At 72.6% G+C, this 21,414-nt stretch carries 6 protein-coding genes; 2 read left to right on the plus strand and 4 right to left on the minus strand.

Annotated elements, in window-relative coordinates; all coding sequences use genetic code 11:
• Both ACWEMY_RS20175 and ACWEMY_RS20180 read right to left on the minus strand, forming a co-directional pair.
• The coding region (locus ACWEMY_RS20175) for a peroxidase family protein (protein ID WP_452391250.1) at positions 1 to 567 on the minus strand (567 nt) is incomplete at its 3' end.
• Between the two features lie 11 nt (positions 568 to 578).
• Positions 579 to 1,013, minus strand: a complete 435-nt coding sequence (locus ACWEMY_RS20180) for a Fur family transcriptional regulator (protein ID WP_452391251.1) — start codon at positions 1,011 to 1,013, stop codon at positions 579 to 581.
• Positions 1,014 to 1,204: 191 nt separating this feature from the next.
• On the opposite strand from ACWEMY_RS20180, the gene ACWEMY_RS20185 reads away from it, so the two are divergent.
• A complete protein-coding gene (locus ACWEMY_RS20185; protein ID WP_375928035.1) occupies positions 1,205 to 2,188 on the plus strand; it encodes a fused (3R)-hydroxyacyl-ACP dehydratase subunits HadA/HadB in 984 nt (327 codons plus the stop codon).
• A gap of 18 nt (positions 2,189 to 2,206) precedes the next feature.
• Here ACWEMY_RS20185 and ACWEMY_RS20190 read toward each other — a convergent pair whose 3' ends face one another.
• Positions 2,207 to 4,393, minus strand: a complete 2,187-nt coding sequence (locus ACWEMY_RS20190; protein WP_452391252.1) for a molybdopterin-dependent oxidoreductase — start codon at positions 4,391 to 4,393, stop codon at positions 2,207 to 2,209.
• 187 nt (positions 4,394 to 4,580) lie between these two features.
• On the opposite strand from ACWEMY_RS20190, the gene ACWEMY_RS20195 reads away from it, so the two are divergent.
• Entirely contained in the window at positions 4,581 to 4,931 is a 351-nt protein-coding gene (locus ACWEMY_RS20195; RefSeq protein WP_452391253.1) for a hypothetical protein, read from the plus strand.
• Here ACWEMY_RS20195 and ACWEMY_RS20200 read toward each other — a convergent pair whose 3' ends face one another.
• Positions 4,932 to 21,269, minus strand: a complete 16,338-nt coding sequence (locus ACWEMY_RS20200; protein WP_452391254.1) for an amino acid adenylation domain-containing protein — start codon at positions 21,267 to 21,269, stop codon at positions 4,932 to 4,934. It abuts the gene before it with no gap.
• Positions 21,270 to 21,414: the final 145 nt, after the last annotated feature.

The following is a 21,414-nucleotide window of genomic DNA, read 5'->3' on the forward strand; positions in this document are numbered from 1 at the left end:
AGTTCGCGCCGGGCCGCGACGGCGAGACATAGGCGAGGACTGCCGAGTGCCCTGCGGCGGCGATGGCCGACGGTCGGCCCAGGACAGCTTGCGGCCGTACTTCTGCTTCACCGGCCACAGCAGCCTGCGGGCCTTGTCCAGGCTGGCGTTGTCGGGCCAGCTGTTGAGCGGGGCGAAACGCTGCAGGCCCGCGCCCGCGCCGCCGCGACCGTCACCCACGCGGTAGGTGCCCGCCGAATGCCAGGCCATCCGGATGAACAGGGGGCCGTAGTGGCCGAAGTCGGCGGGCCACCAGGGCTGCGAGGTGGTCAGGATCTGTTCGATGTCGGCCTTGACCGCGGCCAGGTCGAGGGTGGCGAATTCGGCGGCGTAGTCGAAGTCCGCGCCGAACGGGTTGGCCACCGGCGGGTTCTTCTGCAGGATCGAGAGATTGAGCTGATGGGGCCACCAGTCGGCATTGCTGCCGCGCGCGTCGGCGGCGGCGAAGGGGCGATGCGACGCTACGGGGCAACCACTTTCACCCGGTTCCGTGTTGGCTTCCGCGATGGGTGGGTGTTCCTCGGGCACGGTGATTCCTTTCAGGGAAGTGATCGTGAAGACGAGCAATCGGGGCACAGGCCCCAATAGATGACCTCGGCCTCGTCGATGACGAAGCCCTGGTCATCGGGCACGGTCAGACACGGCGCATCGCCGACTGCACAGTCGATATCGACGATCACGCCACAGGATCGGCACACCAGGTGATGATGGTTGTCACCGACACGGGTCTCGTACCGGGCGACGGTGCCCATGGGCTGGATCCGCCGGAGCAGGCCCGCGTCGGTGAGAACCCGCAGCACGTCGTAGACGGCCTGCTGGCTCACCGTGCCGAGGGATTCCCTGACCCGGCCGATGATGACGTCGGTTTCGGCATGGGGCTGGTGATGCACCGCGGACAGGACCGCCAGGCGCGGTGCGGTGACGCGCAGCGATGCCGCGCGGAGCATCTGCTCGAATTCCGACTTACTGGACACATTCCAGATTATGACTGATTCCAGATCAGAAGGGAAGGTTTTCGGGCGACGAGTTGTGCCGGCAATCTGGGCCCCGTCCGCGCGGGGCCGCTATCCTGCCGGAGTCCGTTCCTCGAACAAAGGTTGGTTTCACGGTGAATGCGGTGGTCGATGCACCCGATATCACGTCGAAGGTAGGGCACTACTACCGGATGGACGGCACGTACGAAGTGGGCCGGGAGAAGGTCCGCGAGTACGCCAGGGCGGTGCAGGACTACCACCCGGCGCACTGGGACGAGGACGCCGCCGCCGCGCTCGGCTACCGGGGCCTGGTCGCGCCGCTGACCTTCGTCTCCATCCCCGCGATGGCGGCCAACCGGAAGCTGTTCGAGACCGTCGTCGTCGGTTACGACACCTTCGTGCAGACCGAGCAGGTCTTCGAGCAGCACAAGCCGATCGTCGCCGGGGACCGGCTGATCACCGACGTGGAACTGTCCTCGGTGCGCCGCATCGCGGGCAAGGACCTGATCACGGTCACCAACACCTTCACCGACGAACTCGGCGAGACCGTTCACGTCATGCACACCACGGTCGTCGGCGTCACCGGTGAGGAAGTGGACCCGGCGATCACCACCGCGGTGGAGAACATCATGGTGCACGGGGTGAGCATGTTCGGCCGCGCCGCCGAGCCCGTCGACGACGGTGGGGAGGTGCCGCGCCGTCCCGAGGGTGAGCTGCGGCTGTCCACCGCCGGTTCGACCCGCACCCCCGGCACCACACTGTCGTTCGACGACCTCACCGTCGGCGCCGAGGTGACACTGCGCGACGCCAAGCTCACCCGCGGCGATCTGGTGAACTACGCCGGTGTCTCCGGCGACAACAACCCGATCCACTGGGACGAGCGGGTGGCCGGGCTGGCCGGGCTGCCCGACATCATCGCCCACGGCATGCTCACCATGGGCCTGGGCGCCGGGTTCCTCTCGTCCTGGTCGGGCGACCCGGGCGCGGTCACCCGCTACGGCGTGCGGCTGTCGAACTACACCGTCGTCGACCGCGAGCTGGGCGGTGACGTCGAGTTCACCGGCAAGGTGAAGTCCCTCGATCCCGAGAACCGCAGCGCGGTCATCCTGATCGTGGCCAAGTCCGGCGGGCGCAAGATCTTCGGTCTGGCCACCGCCGACATCCGCTTCCGCTGAGCGGCCCGGCGCCCGGATTCAGCCCGCGGCGGCGGTGGACACCGTTGCCGCGGCGCCGGATTCGGGCGTCGCCGGGTGCACGCGCACCCGGGTGCTGTTGACCGCGGCCGCGCCGCTGAGCACGTCGGTGCGCGCCGGGTCGTGCAGCAGATTGACGTTCGCGCCGCCGTGCGCGGCCGCGACATTCCAGCCGACGCCGGGTTCGCGATGCCCCCAGCCGTGCGGGATCGCCACCACGCCGGGCCGGATGTCGGCGCTGATCTCCACCGGCACCACGATCGCGCCCGCCGCGGACTCCACGGTCGCGGGCGCGCCGTCGACGATACCGCGGGCGGCGGCGTCGTCGGGGTGTATCAGGACCGTGCAGCGGTCGCGGCCCTTCACCATGGATTCGATGTTGTGCAGCCAGGAGTTGTTGCTGCGCAGGTGGCGGCGGCCGATGAGTTGCAGGTCGTAGCCGTCGGTGGCGGCGTCGACGGTGTCGATCGCCTGGCGGGCGGCGGTGAGGAAGTCCTCCGGGGCCAGCTGGACCAAACGGTCGCGGGTGCCGATCAGCGTGCGCAGCCGCGGCTGCAACGGGCCCAGATCGATGCCGCCGGGCGCGCGGCGGATGCGGTCGATGGTCAAGCCCGCGCGTCCGCGCCGCAGGATGCCGTACGGACCAGCCGCCACCGCGGCCGCGGTCAGCCGCAGGGGGCTGAGCTGGTCGAGCACGCCGGTGAGCGCGCGGCCGGTGAACCGGCGGGCGGGCAGCGGCACCAGTTCGGTGATCAGCCGCGCGAGGATCTGCCAGTCCTCGAGGCCGTCGGCGGGCGGCTCGAAGACCCTGGCGTCGAAGCGGGCGTTGTTGCGGACGCTGAACACCGGGAACACCACGTCGAGTTCCTCGCGTTCGAGCGCGGACACCGGGGGCAGGATGATGTCGGCGTGCCGGGTCGTCTCGGTGACGTACATGTCGACGGCGACGTAGAACTCCAGCGAGGCCAGCGCCTCGTCGAGCCGCCCGCCCTGCGGTGTCGACAGCACCGGGTTGCCCGCGTAGGTGATCATCGCCTTGATCTGTCCGGGGCCCTCGGTGCGGATCTCGTCGGCCAGGACCGTGGCGGGCAGTTCGGTGCGGAAGGACTTGTGGGTGCCGGACCGGTCGGTCCAGGCGCCGTACCCCATGGGCAGGTACTTGCCGAACCGGAGGGCGTCGACGAGCGGGGTGGCGAACATCTGCCCGCCCGGGCGGTCGAGATTGCCGGTGACGGCGTTGATCGTGTTCACCAGCCAGTGCGTGAGTGTGCCGGTGACCTGCAGGCACACCCCGAGCCGCGCGTAGAGCACCGCCGACGGGGCCGCGGCGTGGTCGCGGGCCAGGCGGCGGATGGTCTCGGCGTCGACGCCCGCGTGCGGGGCCATCCGTTCCGGTGTCGTGTCGGCGACCAGGGCGGTGATGTCGTCCCAGCCCGCGCACTGGGCCCGCACGGCCCGCTCGTCGCACAGCCCCTCGGCGACGAGGACGTGCAGCATCCCCAGCAGCAGGTACAGGTCACCGCCGGGCCGCACGGCCACGTGCTCGTCGGCCAGCCGGGCGGTCTCGGTGCGCCGCGGATCGATCACGACGACCGTGCCGCCGCGCTTGCGGACATCCTTGATGCGCTGTTTGGCGCCCGGCATGGTGGTGATCGACCCGTTGGACACCGCCGGGTTGGCGCCGAGCACCACCAGGCGCTGGGTGCGGTCGATATCGGTCACCGGCATGAGCACATTGGCGCCGAACATCCGCCACGCCACGAACTCCTGCGGGAACTGGTCGACCGACGAGGCCGAGAAGAAATTCCTGGTCAGCAGCGCGACCCGCAGCGCGGCCCCGTACAGCACCGAGGAACTGTGCGCGGCCGGATTGCCCATGTACATGCCGATGGCGCTGGGCCCGTGTGCCGCGCGCACGGCCCGCAGCCGCTGCCCGATCTCGCGGAACGCCTCGTCCCAGCCGATCGGTTCGAAGGTGTCACCGACCCGGCGCACGGGGGTGCGCAGCCGGTCGGGGTCGTGGTGCAGCGCGCCCAGCGCGGTGGCCTTGGGACAGAGGTAGCCGCGCGAGAGGACGTCGTCGGGGTTGCCCTCGATACGGGTGACCCGCGTGTCCTCGACCGTGACCAGAATCCCGCAGTGCGCCTCGCACAGGCTGCACTGCCGCGCGATCGTCTTGCTCTCCACCGTTTTTCCCCCTCGTCGCCGGAACCGCCGCGTCTCACGCTAGCCCGGTGGCGCGCGCCACAGATCCGACCACGGTCGGATCTTTCCGGCCCTCGTGGTGCCGCGGCGGTACGGTGAGCCCGGGTAACGATCTCCGGCCCGGTCCCGACACACCAGCGAACCGTTTTCCGCCCAGTGAGGAGCAGAAATGTCGCGTTCCCCCGTCCGCGCCGGCCTCGCCGCCGCCGCGATCTCCGCCGCCGCCGTCACCGGCCTGGCACCCCTGGCCGCCGCCCAACCCAGCTACTACGACCCGGTCATCACGCCGTGCGGCCACCTGTTCCGCACCCCACTGGAGGCCCCGCGCCCCGGTACCGACGTCTACTGGAGCCCCTTCGGTACCGGCGGCATCGTCTGCTACGACGACGGGACCGGCATGGAGAACTACTACCAGCGCGACCCGTGGGGCCGCTGGCACGACATGAACGAGCTCACGCCGGGCCACTTCTTCTATGTCGTCTTCGATTCCAGCGTCCCCGACCAGGCCACCTGGGGCTGATCAGCCCTCCCGCAGGACCGCGGCGATCCGCGCCAGCGCGGCCGGGTCCGTCATCCGCCAGTGTGTGGTGGGGACGGCGTGGTTGTGCACGGTGCCGGTGACGGCGGTGCGCCAGGACCCGGCGGCGATGGTGCCGGTGGGATCGTCGTCGGTGGCGGTGAAGAAGGTGATGTCGCCGTCGAAGGGGCGGGGGCGGTAGGCGGCGTCGAGGGGGATCGCGTCGAGCGCGGCGGTGAGGACACGTTCGACGCGCTCCTGGCCGAGACCCGCGAGCGGGGTGGTGCTCTCGGACAGGGCCCGGGCCAGCTCGCTGACATCGCCCGCCGCGTCGAGATCGCCGATGTCCCCGGCGAATCCGCCGAGCAGATCGGCGGTGCTCGCGGCGCCGGTGCGCGCGGGTGCGGCGCAGGTGAGCGTGCTGTCGAGCATGGCAAGCAGGGCGACCTGTTCGCCTTCGGCCTGCAACTGCACCGCCATGGCGTGCGCGAGCACCCCGCCCAGCGACCAGCCCAGCAGGTGATACGGCCCCTCGGCCTGCACCGCGCGCAGGTGCTTGACGTAGAGGCGCGCCCACTCCTCGATCGAATCCGGCAGCGGCTCGGCCGAACTCAGCACCGGGGACTGCAATCCGTAGAGCGGGCGGTCGGGGTCGAGGTGGGCGGCCAGGCCGCCGAAGGACCAGGCGACACCGCTGATCGGATGCACGCAGAACAGCGGTTCCCGGCTGCCGGTCGTGCGCAGCGGGAGCAGGACCTCGAAGGCCGCGTCGGTGCCCGCGCTGTCGGCGCCCGCCGCGCGCAGGGCGGCGAGCAGACCCGCGGGCGTCGGCGCGCTGAAGATCCAGGTGACCGGGATGGTGGCGGCCATCTCCGTGCCGAGCTGGGCGGCCAGCCGGGTGGCGCTGAGCGAGGTGCCGCCGAGTTCGAAGAAGTGATCGTCCAGGCCGACCCGGTCCACGCGCAGGACCTCGGCGAAGACCTCGCACACCGTCCGCTCGACGGCCGAGCCGGGTGCGCGATAGGTGCGGGCGGCGAGGTCGGGGGCGGGCAGGGCGGCGCGGTCGAGTTTGCCGTGCGGGGTCAGCGGGAGGCTGTCGAGCACCACGACGGTGGCGGGCACCATGTGCGCGGGCAGGGCACGGCCCGCGGCCGCGACGACCTCGTCCGCCGCGACCCGATGTCCCTGTGCGGCAACGACATACGACACCAGCACGGTCGCGCCCGACTGGTTCTCCCGTCCGACGGTCACCGCGGCGGCGATCTCGGGCCGTCCGGTCAGCACCGCGTCGATCTCGCCGGTCTCGATCCGGAAGCCCCGAACCTTGAGCTGGAAGTCGGTGCGGCCCCGGTATTCCAGCTCGCCCGTGGCCGTCCAGACCGCCAGGTCGCCGGTGCGGTACAGACGGCCGCCGGGAGTGAATGGATCGGCGACGAACCGTTCGGCGGTGAGGTCGGGGCGGCCCAGATAGCCGGTGGCCAGCTGGCTTCCGGCCAGATACAGCTCGCCCGGGACACCGACGGGTACCGGGCGCAACCACCGGTCCAGGACGTAGACGCGGCTGTTCCAGACCGGCGTGCCGATGGGCACGCTCACGGTGTCGGCGGCGGTGACCCGGTGACTGGTGATCGAGACCGCGGCCTCGGTCGGCCCGTAGAGATTGAACAGCGCCACCTGCGGCGCGGCCGCCGCGACCCGACGGGCCAGGTCCGCGGGCAGGGCCTCGCCGATGGCGAGAATCCGGCGCAGGGTGCCGGGTATCCGCACGGTGAGCAGGGCGTCGAGCATCGAGGGCACCGCGTGCAAGGTGGTGACGCCGGTGCGTTCGGTGAGGTCGGCCAGATAGGCGGGGTCGCGGTGCCCGCCGGGCGCGGCCAGCACCAGGCGCCCGCCGCAGACCGCCGCCGACCAGAACTCCCAGACCGACAGGTCGAAGGTCGCCGCCGTCTTCAGCAGGACCGCGTCACGGCGGGTGAGCCCGAATTCCGCTGTCTTCCAGCGCAATTGATCGACGATGGCGGCGTGCGACACCGCCACACCCTTCGGGCGGCCGGTCGATCCGGAGGTGAAGATGACATAGGCGGTGTTGCCCGGGCGCAGCGGGGCGTTGCGGTCGTGGTCGTCGAGCGGGGTGTCGCGGTAGGCCGAGAGATCGAGCCGGTCGACGACCACGATCCGCGCCGTCGGTGCCGTGAATCCGGTGGCGGCGTCGGTGAGGACGAGCGCGGGCTCGGCGGTGTCGAGGATGTAGCGGGTGCGCACGGCGGGCTGGTCGGGGTCGATCGGCACATAGGCCGCGCCGGCGGCCGCGACCGCGTACATGGCCACCACCAGCTCGGGTGAGCGCCGCATGGCCAGGGCCACCCGGGTCTCCGGGCCTACGCCCGCGGCCACCAGGTACCGGGCCAGCCGGTTGACTCGCGCGTCCAGCTCGGCGTAAGTCCAGGTCACCGAGTCGGTGACCAGCGCCTTCGCGCCGGGAGCCGCCGCGACCGTGGCGGCCAGCAGCGACGGCAGGGTGGCCGCCGTATCCCGCCGGCGCGCCGTGCGATTCCAGCTGTCCAGGATCGTCGACCGTTCGGCCGGGGCGAGCAGGTCGACGGTGTGCAGCGGTGCGCCGGGCTCGGTGAGGACCGCGGTGACGAAGCGGGTGAGCCGGTCCAGGAACCCGCGCACCGTCGCCGGGTCGAACAGGTCGGTGGCGTAGGTGCAGTAGCCGGTGATCCCGGCCGGTGCGCCGTCGGCGGTGTAGCGGTCGGCGAGGATCAGATGCAGGTCGAACTGCGACAGCGCGCGGTCCGGTTCCACCGATTCCACGGTGACACCGGGCAGTTCCATGCGCACCTCGGCGAGGTTCTGGAACGACAGGCCCACCTGGAACAGCGGATGCCGTGCGGTGGAGCGGGCCGGGTCGAGGACCTCCACGAGCCGCTCGAACGGCACGTCGGCGTGGGCGAAGGCCCGCAGGTCCTCGTCGCGCTGGCGGACGAGCTGTTCGGCGAAACTCGCCGTGCCGTCGACCCGGGTGCGGAAGACCACGGTATTGACGAACATGCCGATGAGATCGTCGAGCACCGCGTCGCCGCGGCCCGCGACCGGGGTGCCCAGGGCGATGTCGGTGGTGCCCGACAGCCCGGCGAGCACGACCGCGAGCGCGGTGTGCACGGTCATGAACAGGGTCGCGCCGTGCGCGTGCGACAGTTCGGCCAGGGCGGCGTGGGTGGCGGTGTCGAGGGTGAACGGTTCGCGGCCGCCCGCGTACGACTGCACCGCCGGGCGGGGCCGGTCGCGGGGGAGTTCCAGCTGATCGGGCAGCCCGGCCAGTGCCTCGCGCCAGTACGCGATCTGGGTGGCGCCGAGCGAGTCCGGATCGGAGTCGACGCCCAGCAGCGCCTGCTGCCAGAGGGCGTAGTCGGCGTATTGCAGTGCCAACGGTGCCCAGGCGGGCGGATTGCCGCGGACCCGTGCGGTGTAGGCGGCCACCAGGTCGCGGGTGAGCGGTCCACCGGAGAACCCGTCGGCGGCGATGTGGTGCACCGTCAGGGCGAGCACGAACTCGGTGGGTGCCGCGGTGAAGAGGACGGCCCGCAGCGGCACCTCGGCCGTCACGTCGAAGGTGGTCGAGATCAACTGGGCGACAGCACCGTTCACGTCGACGGTGGTGTCGTCGACGGTGAGCCCGGGCACCTCGGGATGGCCGACGGGCAGCACGACCTGGGTCGGCGTGTGCTCGACGGCCGGATACACCGTGCGCAGGATCTCGTGCCGGGCCACCACATCGGCGAAGGCCAGCCGCATGGCCGCGGTGTCGAGCGCGCCGGACAGCCGCAGCACCACCGGGATGTTGTAGGCGGCGGTGCCGGTGTCGAAGCGGTTGAGGAACCACATGCGCTGCTGCGCGGGCGAGAGCGGCAGCCGGTCGGGCCGCGCCTTGGCCCTCAGTGCGGGGCGGCGGTCCTGCCTGGTCAACCGGGTGATCTCGCGGGCGCAGGCGGCCACGGTCGGCGCGCCGAAGAGCACCCGCACCGGAATCCGCAGGTCCACGGCGGCACCGAGCCGCGCGGTTACCCGGGTGGCCAGCAGGGAGTTGCCGCCGCGTTCGAAGAAGTCGTCGTCGGCACCGACCCGGTCGACGCCGAGCAGCTCGGCGAAGACCTCGGCCACCAGCCGTTCGGTGCCCGCCGCGGGCTCCCGGAAGGGGCGGGCGGTGAACACCGGCGCGGGCAGCGCACTCCGGTCGACCTTGCCCGCCGCCGACAGCGGCACCCGGTCCAGCACGACCACCGCCGCCGGGACCAGATGCGCGGGCAGCAATGCCGCCGACCACCGGATCACCGCGGCGGGGTCGAGCTCCCGGCCGGTCACATACGAGACGAGCACGGTCTGCCCGGCCGGGTTCGTGGCGCCGACACTCAGCGCGAACCCGATGCGCGGATGCCGCAGCAGCACCGCGTCGACCTCGCCGGGCTCGATCCGGAAACCACGGATCTTGATCTGGAAGTCGCCGCGCCCCAGGTATTCCAGGTCGTGGCCGCCGCTGCCGGGCACCCAGCGCACCAGGTCACCGGTGCGGTACATCCGCTCGCCGGGCGTCCAGGGATCGGCGACGAAACGCTCGGCCGTGGCACCGGGACGCCCCCGATAACCGCGGGCCAGGGCGGGCCCGGCCAGATACAGCTCACCTGTCACACCCACCGGCACCGGACGCAGCCGCCCGTCCAGCACGATCGCCCGCACCCCGGGTACCGGCCTGCCGATGGTGACGCGCGCGCCGGCGTCCAGTGGTGCGTAGCTCGCGCCGATCGTCGCCTCGGTGGGCCCGTAGCCGTTGAGGAAGCGGCGGCCGGGCTGCCAGGCGGCCAGCAGCTCGCCGGTGGTCGCCTCGCCGCCCGCGGAGACACAGACGAGATCCGGGAGATTCGCGGGGTTCAGTGTGCTCAGCAGGGCGGGGGTGATGATCGTGTGGGTCACCAGTTCCGCGCGCAGCAGGTCGGCGAGTTCGTCGCCGCCGACGGTGTCGGCCGGGGCGACGACCAGGGTGGCGCCGCGATGGAAGGCGGTGGTGATCTCCTCGATCGACTGGTCGAAGCTCGGCGAGCAGACGTGCAGCATCCGGTGGTCGTGGCGCAGGTCCATCAGGGCGGCGGAGTGCGCGACCAGGGCGCCGAGCCCGGCGTGGGTGACGGTGACGCCCTTGGGTTTTCCGGTGGAGCCGGAGGTGTAGATGACATAGGCGGCATGGCCGAGGCTCAGCGGTGCCCGCCGGTCCCGGTCGCGCACGCGGGTCGCCGACTCGGCCGCGACGCGCGCCCGCACGGCCGGGTCGTCGAGCACGAGGGCGCGTGCCGTCGCCGGCAGGGCGCTCGCCCTGGCGCCCACGGTGAGGACCAGGGTGGCGCCGGAGTCGTCGAGCATGTGCCGGACCCGGTCGGCGGGATAGTTCGGATCGACCGGGACGTACACCCCGCCCGCCTTGGCCACCGCCCAGAACGCCAGCAGCGAATCGTAGGAGCGCGGGATCGCCACGGCGACCACGGTTTCCGGTCCGACACCCTCGGCGGCGAGGACCCGGGCGAGCCGGGCGGAGTCCGCGTCGAGGGTGCCGTAGGTGTGGGTGCGGCCGTTGTCGCGCACCGCGATCCGGTGCTGGCCGTAGCCGGTGCCGCGCACGAGGAGTTCGGGCAGGGTACCGGTGGGGCGGGGAGCCGCGACATCGCCGAGGGCGAGCAGGGTCGTGTGTTCGGCACGCGTGGTCAGCGGCAGATCGCCGACGGGCGTGTGCGGGTCGCGCGCGAGCGCGGTGAGCACGGTGAGCAGGCGCCTGCCGAACAATGCGGCGGCGGTGTCGTCGAAAAGCTCGGCGGCGCAGGACAGTTCGAGAGACGGGCTCGCCTCGGGTGCCACCAGGGCGAGCTCGCCCGCCACCGCGGGCTCCTCGATGTCCAGGCTCACCTGGTTCGTGACGGCGCCGGGACCGGCCGGCGCGGTCAGGTCGCCGAGCGGCAGGCCCGCGTGCGCGAGCGCGGCGGACTCGGCGCGGTGAGCCCGGGCCAGCAGGTCGGTGAAGGGCTCGTCGAGGTCGATCGCCGTGCGGACGACCACCAGGTGCGGGGTGGAGGTGGTGACGAGGATGTCGTCGGAGCCGGTCAGGCGGGCCAGCACGACCGCCAGCGCCGAGCGGGTCAGCGCCGACCAGGTGACACCGGTGGACTCGGTGAGCAGGCACAGATCCCGGCGCACGGCAGGCGGGAGGGTGACCCGGGTCCGGACGCGATCCGTGCCCGCGGGCGGTGAAGCCGCGGCGACCGCCGGAGCCAGCGCGAGACGGGCGGGCGGGTCGGCCAGGGTCTGCTGCCAGAACCGGGCGCGGGTCAGCGGATCGGCCGGGTCCGACGCGAGCCGTTCGACGATCCGGGCCGCGGCGTGGTCCGGGGTGGTGACCAGTGCGTCCAGCGCGGTGCGCAGGCGGTCGGTCACCGCCTGGGCGGCGGCCTCGGTGACGAGATCGCGGCGGTACTTGAGCTGCACCCGGGTCCGCGCGCCGAGGAACACCAGCACGGTGATCGGGTAGTGGGTGTGGTCGGCGCCGCGCAGGTCGTCGATGCGCAGCTCACCGAGTGCGCCCCCGGCCCGCTGGAGTCCCTCGACATCCACGGGGAAGGACTCGAAGGCCAGCATGGTGTCGAAGAGTTCACCGAGCCCGGCCACCCGCTGGATCGCGCCGAGCCCGAGATGGTGGTGATCCAGCAGCGCGGCCTGTTCGGCCTGGACCGCGCGCAGCAGTTCGCCCGCGGTGCCCTCGACGCGGACCCGCACCGGGACCGCGTCCACGAACAGGCCGATCATCTCGCCGACCCCGTCGAGGTGGGGCGGGCGGCCCGACACGGTCGCGCCGAAGACGATGTCGGTGTCGCCGCCGGTCGCGGCCACGACCAGCCCCCACGCGGTCTGGAACACGGTGTTCGCGGTGACCTCGGTGGTGGTGGCGAGGGCGGTGAGCGCGGCGGTGTGTTCGGTGTCGAGAGCGAACTCGCACAGGCCGAAACCGCTGTCGCCGGCTCGCGGCCGGGGGAGCGCGGGCGCGAGCACGGTGGGGCGCACCCCGGCGAGGACCTCGGCCCAGGCCCGCTCGGCCAGCGCCCGGTCCTGGCGGGTGAGCCAGGCCAGGTAGTCGCGATAGGGTCGCACGGCGGGCAGCGCCGCCGGGTCGCCGTCGGTCGCGTAGAGGACCAGCAGTTCCTTCATCAGCAGGGGCATCGACCAGCCGTCGAGCAGGATGTGATGCCCGGTCAGCACCAGATGGTGCCTGCCGGAACCGGTGCTGTACACCGTGAACCGCAGCAGCGGCGCGCATTCCGGATCGAAGCCGGCCCGTTGGTCGTCGGCGAGCAGCGCGGGCAGCTCGGCCGCGGCGATGCCGTCGACGACGCGCAGCGGCGCGGGCACCTGCCCCGCCACCAGTTGCACCGGTGTCCCGTCGGCCGCGGTGACGAAGGCCGACCGCAGATTCGCGTGCCGCGCCAGGACGGTGTCGGCGGCGCGGCGCAACCGGGCGAGGTCGAGCGGGCCGGTGAGATCGGCGACCAGCTGGATGACATAGGCGTGCACCGACTCGTCGAGCAGTTCCCCCAGTGCCAGCAGCGACTGCTGCAACGGCGAGAGCGGTAGGACCTCCACCAGATCCGGTGTGCGGGTGCGCCAGCCGTCGAGGTCGGTCTGCGTGACCCGCACCAGCGGGACGTCCGACGGGGTGAGACCACCGGCCGCCGGATGCCGGGTGTGCTCGGCGAGGGCGGCGAGGGTGCGCGTCCACGTGTCGGCCAGCTCGCGGACCGAATCCTCGTCGAGAATGCCGGTGGCATAGCGGAATTCGGCTTGCAGGCGCGGTCCGGCGTCGGTGCCGACGGTGATCGCGGTGATGTCGACGACGGCGTGCGCGGGCAGGGCGGGGTCGTAGGTGACCGTGAGATCGCCGAGATCGGCGGTCGGCAGCCAGGATTCGTCGCCGGTGGGGTGGGCGGCGGTGCTCGCGCGGCCCAGGTAGTTGAAGCCGATCTGGCCGAGGTCACCGGCACGCAGGTCGGTGGCCGCCGGGTCGAGACGGCGCAGCAGGCCGAAGCCGATGCCGTTGCCGGGCACCGCGCGCAGTTGCTCCTTGACGGCGCGCAGCGTGGTCGCGAGGGCATCGCCGGTGTTCGTGGTGAGCGCGGTCAGGTCGAGCAGTTGCGGGTGGACGCTGGTGAACCAGCCGACGGTGCGGGTCAGATCGGCGCCGGGCAGCAGGTCTTCCTCGCGGCCGTGGCTCTCGACCCGCAGGCGCACGGTGTCGGCGTCGACACCGCGGCGCGCCCGCCACTCGCGCACGGACAGGGCCAGCGCGGCGAGCAGGGCGTGGTCGGCACCGGCGCGGTACTGCGCCGGCAACGTGGTGAGTACCGCTTCGGTCACCTCGACCGGGACCCGCACGGTGACCGAACCCAGGCTCGATTCGGTGTCCAGTGCCGGGTCGAGGGCGCGGTCGCCCAGCAGCGGGTCGGGTGCGGCGAGCACCTCGCGCCAGTAGCCGAGTTCGGCGCGCCGGTCGACGCCCGCCAGCCCGTGCGCCCACCGGCGGAACGAGGTGCCCACCGGTGCGAGCGCGATCGGCTGTCCGGCGCTGTGCTGGGCCCAGGCCAGGACGAGGTCGGGCAGCAGGATGCGCCAGGACACTCCGTCGATGGCGTAGTGGTGCGCGGCGACGGCGAGCACGTCGCGGGCCCCGTCGCGGCGGACCCAGGTGCAGGCGAACATGCGGCCCGCCGCCGGATCGAGCGTGGCCAGCGCCGCATCGAGGGCGGCCGTGCCGAGGCGGGCCAGCTCCGCGCCGGTGGCCGCGCCCGCGTCGAGTTCGGTGACCAGGCTGTCCGCGGTAACGGTGTCCGGGCCGAGTGTCTCGAAACGCCAGTCCCGGCCGTCGTGGCGCAGGCGGGAACGCAACATGTCGTGGTGGCGCAGGACGGCGTCGAGCGTGGCGAGCAGGCCGGGCCGGTCGATCCCGAGGGGCAGGGCGAGGGTCATCGTCTGGGCGAACCGGTCGCTGGTTCCGCTGTCGAGGAACTCGGCCAGGATCGGTGTCAGCGTGAGGTCGCCGACGCCGCCGCCGGGCAGTTCGGCGAGCGTGGTGACCGCCGGGCCGTCGACGGTGGCGATCGCGGCCAGTGCCGCGACGGTGCGGTGCTCGAACACCGCGCGCGTGCTGAAGACCAGGCCCGCCGCGCGGGCGAGCGAGACCAGCTGGATCGACAGGATGCTGTCGCCGCCGAGCGCGAAGAATGAATCGTCCACGCCGACCGTGTCCACGCCGAGGACCTGGGCGAACAGGGCCGCCAGCAGTGTCTCCCGCTCGCCGCGCGGCGCACGGGTGGGCGCGGTCGTGACGGCGGGCTCCGGGAGGGCGGCCCGGTCGAGTTTGCCGTTGGTGGTCAGTGGCAGCGCGTCGAGCGCGACGATCGCCGAGGGCACCAGGTGCGCGGGCAGGTGCCGGGCCGCGTAGCCGGCGAGCTCGGCCGGGTCGGGTGAACGATCCGCTGCCGCGACGACATAGGTCACCAGGGTGGTGGCACCGGTCGCGGTCGAACGTCCGACGGTCACCGCCCTCGCGACTTCGGGATGCGCGGTGAGCACGGCGTCGACCTCGCCCGGTTCGATGCGGAACCCGCGGACCTTGAGCTGGGTGTCGGCACGGCCGAGATAGTCGAGCTCGCCGTCGCGGCGCGACCGCACCAGATCGCCGGTGCGGTACAGGCGGGTGCCGGGCGGGCCGAAGGGATCGGCGACGAAACGCGCCGCGGTCGTGCCCGGCTGTCCGTGGTAGCCGCGGGCCAGTCCGGGACCGGCCAGGTACAGCTCGCCGGTGACCCCGGGCGGCACCGGGTGCAGCCGGGCGTCGAGGATCAGCGCGTGGGTGTCGCGCACCGGTGCGCCGATGGTGATGGGCTGTCCGGCGGTGAGTTCGGCGTAGGCGGAGATGATGGTCGTCTCGGTCGGCCCGTAGCCGTTGAGATAGCGGCGGCCCGGCTGCCAGGCCGCGAGCAGTTCGGGAGTGGTCACGTCACCGCCGACCGAGACCACGGCCAGGGCAGCCGGGCCCGCCGGGTCCAGGGTGCCGAGAACGGCGGGGGTGATGATCGCGTGGGTGACGGCTTCGGCGGCCATGATCTCGGCGAGTTCGACGCCACCGGCGATCTCGGCGGGCACGATCACCAGCGTCGCGCCGGTGCCGAAGGCGCACAGCCATTCCAGGACCGACGGGTCGAAACTGGGTGAGCAGATGTGCAGGAAACGGTGCTCGGCGGTGAGGTCGTAGCGCCGGATCGCCTCGGCGAGCAGGCTGCTCAGCCCCGTGTGGGTGACGGTGACGCCCTTGGGCAGACCGGTGGACCCAGAGGTGTAGATGACGTAGGCCGGGTGCTGTGCGCGCAGCGGCGCACCCCGGTCGGCATCGGTGACCGGGGTGCCCGGGTGGGCGGCACAGGCCCGCGTGACGGCGGGATCATCGAGGACCAGCCAGGTGATCTCGCCTGCCGGACGGTACGCGGTGGTGGTGATGCCGAGGGCCGCACCGGAATCGGTGATCAGGTGCTGGAGCCGCTGGGCGGGATAGTTCGGGTCGACCGGTACGTAGACGCCACCGGCCTTGGCGATGGCCAGCGCGGCGGTCACCAGGTCGGCGGAGCGGGGCAGGGCGACGGCGACCGGCACTTCGGGACCGACCCCGTGCACGATGAGTTCGCGGGCCAATTGTGTACTGCGCGTGTCGAGTTCGCCGTAGGTGATCGAGGTGCCCTGGTAGCGGATGGCGATCCGGTCCGCGCCGAAGGACACACCCTGGGTCAGCAGGTCGGGGAGCAGTGCCGGGGTGGTGCCGGAGTCCGGGGTGCGAGCGGTGAGTGCCGCCGCTTCGGGCGCGTCGAGGATCGGGAGGTCGCCGACCGCTGTTCGCGGGTGGTCGGTCATCGCCGCGAGCAGGCGTAGGAGGCGTTGCGCGAATGTCGTCGCCGTGGAGCTGTCGAACAGGGCAGCGGCGTAGGACAGTTCGGCGGACATCTCGCCGGTCGAGGTCGTCCGTACGGTCAGGGCCAGTGCGCAGTGTGCCGCGTCGACCACTGGTGCCGGGCGCTCGGCCTGGAGGGAACTGGTCGGTGCCGCACTGGGTCTGCCCGCGGCGGTCGTGTCCGCCGGAACGAGGGGGCCGCTGGCGTGTGGGGGTGTGCTTGCGGCGCAGGGAGGATCGGTCAGCAGCAGTGCGTGGATGACCGGCGCCGGCGAATCCGGACCACGCAGGGCCGCCGATTCCATGGCCGAGAGATGCTGGTGGGTGCGGGCCTGGTGGATGACATCGGCGGCATCGCCGAGCAGGTCCTCGACGCGGCGCGCACCGGGGACACCGAGTCGCAGGACCAGGGTCTGCCCGTTCTCGGGGGACGGTGTGGCGATCGCGATGTCCTCGGAACCCGAGAGGCGCGCCAGCAGCGCGGCGAAGGCGACGTGGGCGACCGTGGGCACGGTGGTGCCGGTGTCCTCGGCGAGCCGCCGGATGTGGTGCTCGAGATCGGCGGGGATATCGACAGCGACGTGTTCGTCGGTGGTCACCGGGGTACGCGGACGCGGGCGATCGGTGGGCAGAGCGAGGTCGTCGGGCAGGTCGGTGAGGACCTTGCGCCAGTGGGTGATCCGGGCCAGGGGATCGTCACCACGGGACAGGGTGTCGAGCAGCGCGGCGGTGGTGTGTTCCGGGGTCCGGGTGAGGGCGTCGAGGACGGTCCGGAGTCGCTGCGTCAGCGCGTCGGCGATCGCGGAATCGACGGTGTCGCGGCGGTATTGGAGACCGATGCGGATACCGTCGCCCACCTCCACACCGACAGCCACCGGGTAGTGGGTGGCATTGGCCGCGGTGACACCGGCGATCTCGAGACCGTCGAGGGCGCCGTGCGCGGCCCGCAGGCCCTCGGTGTCGACGGGGTAGGACTCGTAGGCCAGCAGCGTGTCGAACAGTTCGCCCGCACCGGCGGCGCGCTGGATGTCGGTGAGCCCCAGGTGATGTCCGTCGAGGACGGCGACCTGCGCGGCCTGCACCCGGGCCAGCAGCGCCCGCAGCGACAGGGCCGGGTGCGCGGTGACCCGCACCGGAACGGTGTCGGCGAACAGGCCCACCATGGCGTCGACACCGTCGAGCTGGGGCGGACGGCCCGAGACGACCGCGCCGAACACCACGTCCGCGCGGCCTACCGCACTCGCCAGCACCAGACCCCACGCCGTCTGGAACAGCGTGTTGACCGTGACCTCGTGGGCGGCAGCGCACGCGGCGAGCACCTCGGCCTCGGCGGCCGACAGTTCGACCGTGCTGGTGCCGTACCCGGCCGACCGATCCGCGGGCGCGGCGAGGACGGGGGCCAGCAGCGTCGGGATGTGCCCGGCCAGCGCATCCGCCCAGGCCCGCAGGGCGGCCTCGCGGTCCTGGCGCGCGAGCCAGACGAGGTAGTCGCGGTACGGCCGGACCGGCGGGAGCAGGGCCGGGGTGCCGTCGGCGGCGTAGCAGACGAGCAGTTCGCGCACGAGCAACGGCATCGACCAGCCGTCGAGGAGCAGGTGGTGCGCGGTCAGCAGCAGATGCGTGGCACCGGCGGGCGTGCGGTAGACGGTGAAGCGCAGCAGGGGCGCGGTCGACAGATCGAAGCCGATCCGCGCCTCGGCGGCCAGCAGGTCGACGGGCTCGGTCGCGGTGGTCTCGGTGACCCGCCACGGCACGCTCACCCCGTCGATCACGAAACCGACCGGGGTGCCCGCCGCGCTGGTGCCGAAGGCGGTGCGCAGGATCGCATGCCGGTCGAGGACCGTCTGCGCGGCGCGGCGGAGCCGTTCGGTGTCCACCACACCGGCCAGTTCCACGGCCAGCTGGACGAGATACGGGTCCGCCGTGGACATCTGGGCCAGGAACAGCAGACCGAGCTGCAACGGGGCAGGCGGCACGACGTCGACCAGGCCGGGCCGGTCGGCGTGCCAGACGTCGAGTTCGGCCTGGCCGACAGACACGAGCGGCACGTCGGCGGGGGTCAGCCCGCCCGCCGCGGGATGGTGGAGGTGATCGGCGAGAACCGTCAGCGCGGCCGTCCAGCACTCCGCCAGCTCCCGCACCGCCGCCTCGTCGAGGATTCCGCTCGCGTAGGAGAACGAGGCGCGCAGCCGCAGGTCGGTCGCGGGGCCGGTGGCCAGGGCGTTGATGTCGATCACGGCGGCGGCGGGCAGCGCGGGGTCCTGGCCGGCGGGCGGTTCGCCCCAGCCGGTCGTCGGCAGCCAGCTGTGATCGGTGTACGCGTCCGGTACGTCACCGGCGGAGATCCGGCCGAGATAGTTGAAGCCGATCTGGCCCAGCGCGCCGTCGAGCTCCCCGGCGCGGCCGGTGTCGAGGTGCCGGAGCATGCCGAAGCCGATGCCCTTGTGCGGCACCGCCAGCAGTTGTTCCTTGACCGCCTTGACCACCGCCGCCGTGGCCGCCGCGCCGTCCCAGGCGGCGTCGGTGTCGATCCCGGCCAAATCGAGCGCGACCGGGTACATGCTGGTGAACCAGCCGATCGTGCGCGTGAGATCGGCACCGGGAACCGCGGATTCCTCGCGCCCGTGGCCTTCCAGCCGCACCCGGGTGGGGGCGGCGTCGATGCCGCGGCGGGCCCGCCAGGTGCGGGTGGCCAGGGCCAGCGCGGCGAGCAGACCGTCCTCGGCACCGGCCCGGTAGCGGGCGGGCAGGTCGGTGAGCAGGGCGTGGGTGATGTCGGCGGGTACCTCGACGTGGAAGGTCCGCACCGACGCGGCCGTGTCGACGGCGGGGTCGAGCGGCCGGGCACCCAGCAGCGGGTCCGGGACCGCCAGGGTGCGGCGCCAGTGGTCGAGTTCGGGCCGGCGCCCCGCCGCCGCGTCGGCCAGCCCGTGGGCCCACCGGCGGAACGAGGTACCCACCGGCGGCAGCACGATCGGCCCGCCCGCGCGGTACTGCGCCCACGCCGCCACCAGATCCGGCAGCAGGATGCGCCAGGACACGCCGTCGATCACCGCGTGATGCGCCGCCACGACCAGCGCGCCCGGCCCGTCGGGCCGCGAGAGCCACCCGAAGGCGATCATCCGCGACGAGCGCGGATCCAGCTGCGCGAGCGCCGAATCCATGGCCTGACCGGCGAACGCCGCCAGCCCGGCCGCGTCCGTCCCCGCGGCGACCTCGTGGTGGACGAGCAGCTCGCCGACCGCCACGGTGCCCGGCGCGGGGACGTGCAGCCGCCACCGCCCGTCGACCCGGCGCAGGCTCGCGCGCAGCAGATCGTGGTGATCGATCAGCGCGGTGAGCACGGCTTCCAGTCCGGCGCGATCGATGCCGGCGGGCAGGGCGAGCACCATCTGCTGGCTGAACCGGCCCGGGAGCCGATCGTGGGCGAGGGCACCGGCCAGCACCGGGGTCAGCGGGATCTCGCCGACGCCACCGCCGGGCAGCTCCGTGAGCGTCGGTGCCGATTCGGTGCCGAGCTCGGCCACCCGCGCCAGCCCGGCGACGGTGCGATGCTCGAAGACCTGCTGCGGGGTGAAGGCGATCCCGGCGGCTCGCGCGCGGGTCACCAGCTGGATGGACAGGATGCTGTCGCCGCCCGCGGTGAAGAACGAGTCCTCGGCGCCGATCTCGCGCACACCCAGGATCTGCGTGAACAGCTCGGCGATGCGCGTCTCCACCGGCCCGTGCGGGGCGCGCGATCCGGCGGTGCCGAACACCGGTGCGGGCAGCGCGGCGCGGTCGAGTTTGCCGTTGGGCGTCAACGGGAGCTCGTCGAGCACCACGACCAGCGTGGGCACCATGTGCCCGGGCAGCGCCGCGCCGGCGAAACGGATCACCGCCGCGGTATCGACCGGCACACCGTCGCGGGCCAGCACATACGACACCAGCACCGTCGCGCCGGAATCGGCGGTCACCCCCAGGGTGACGGCGTAGTCGAGATCCGGGTGGGCGGTCAGGGCGGCGTCGATCTCGCCGAGCTCGACCCGGAACCCGCGGATCTTCACCTGGAAATCCGAGCGGCCCAGGTACTCCAGCTCGCCGTCGCCGGTGCGGCGCACCAGATCACCGGTCCGGTACATGCGCGCCCCGGCGGCCAACGGGGCGGCGACGAACCGCTCGGCCGTCAGCCCCGGCCTGCCCAGATAGCTCTGCGCCAGCGCGGGACCCGACAGATACAACTCGCCGACGACCCCCGGCGGCACCGGCCGTAACCGCGCGTCCAGCACCATCGCGCCGATGCCGGGGAAGGCGGCGCCGATGGTGACCGGTTCGCCCGGCCGCAGCGGCGCGCTGCCGGTGGCCAGCACGGTCGCCTCGGTCGGGCCGTACCCGTTGCAGAAGGCGCGCTCGCCGACCGCCCACCGCTCGACCAGCGTCGGCCCGAACGCATCACCGGCGACGACGACGGTCCGCAGCGTGTCCAGCCCCCGCGGATCCACCGACTCGAGCGCCGCGGGCGTGATGAGCATGTGGGTGACCCGCTCGCGCTGTATCAGCGCCGCGAGTTCGGGCCCGCCGAACACCGACGGCGGCGAGACCACCAGCGTCGCACCGGCCTGGAAGGCCACCAGCAGTTCGAGGACCGAGACGTCGAAGTTCGGCGAGCACACGTGCAGCACCCGATCGCCCGGGCCCACGTCGTAGCGTTCCCGCGCGGCGGTGACCAGCGCGCCCAGACCGGTGTGGGTGACCACCACACCCTTGGGCCTGCCGGTCGACCCGGAGGTGTAGATGACATAGGCCGGATGCTGATCGGTGAGCACCCGCACCCGATCCAGATACGACACCGGGTGCGCGGGCCGGGCCGCGACGAGTTCGCGATCGGGCGCGGTATCGATCGTCAGCCACGTCACCGACTCGCCGAGCATCGTCCGGTGCGCCGCGCGGGTGAGCCCGAATCGCGCCCCGGAATCGGCCAGCAGGTAGGCGATCCGCTCCGCGGGCAGGCCCGGATCGACGGGCACATAGGCCGCACCGGTCTTGGCGACGGCCCAGATCGCGGCCACCGATTCGATCGAGCGCGTGAACCCCAGCGCCACGACGTCACCGGGCCCGAGCCCGCGCGCGATCAGCTCCCTAGCCAGCCGCGAGGAGTACTCGTCGAGCTCGGTGTAGGTGAGGGTGCGCCGTTCGCCGTGGGCGGGGGAGTAGCACAGGGCCGCCGAGTCCCCGGCGGTGTCGACCGCCGCGGTCAGCAGTTGCGCGAAGAGCGGTGCGCTCGTCTTGCGGTTTCCACGACCTCGCGGCGCACGGCGAACTTCACTCATCCGGGGTACTACATCCTTCTGCACAGCGGGCCCGCGGCAGCGCCGCCATCGGCGAACCCGGGCCGGATTCGGCGACCATGACACCACAGGTCAGGGTGTCACGACCACACGACCGGTCTGTTATGCGGCACCGAGTGCCAACCAG

The organism is Nocardia sp. NPDC004415, from assembly GCF_053602435.1.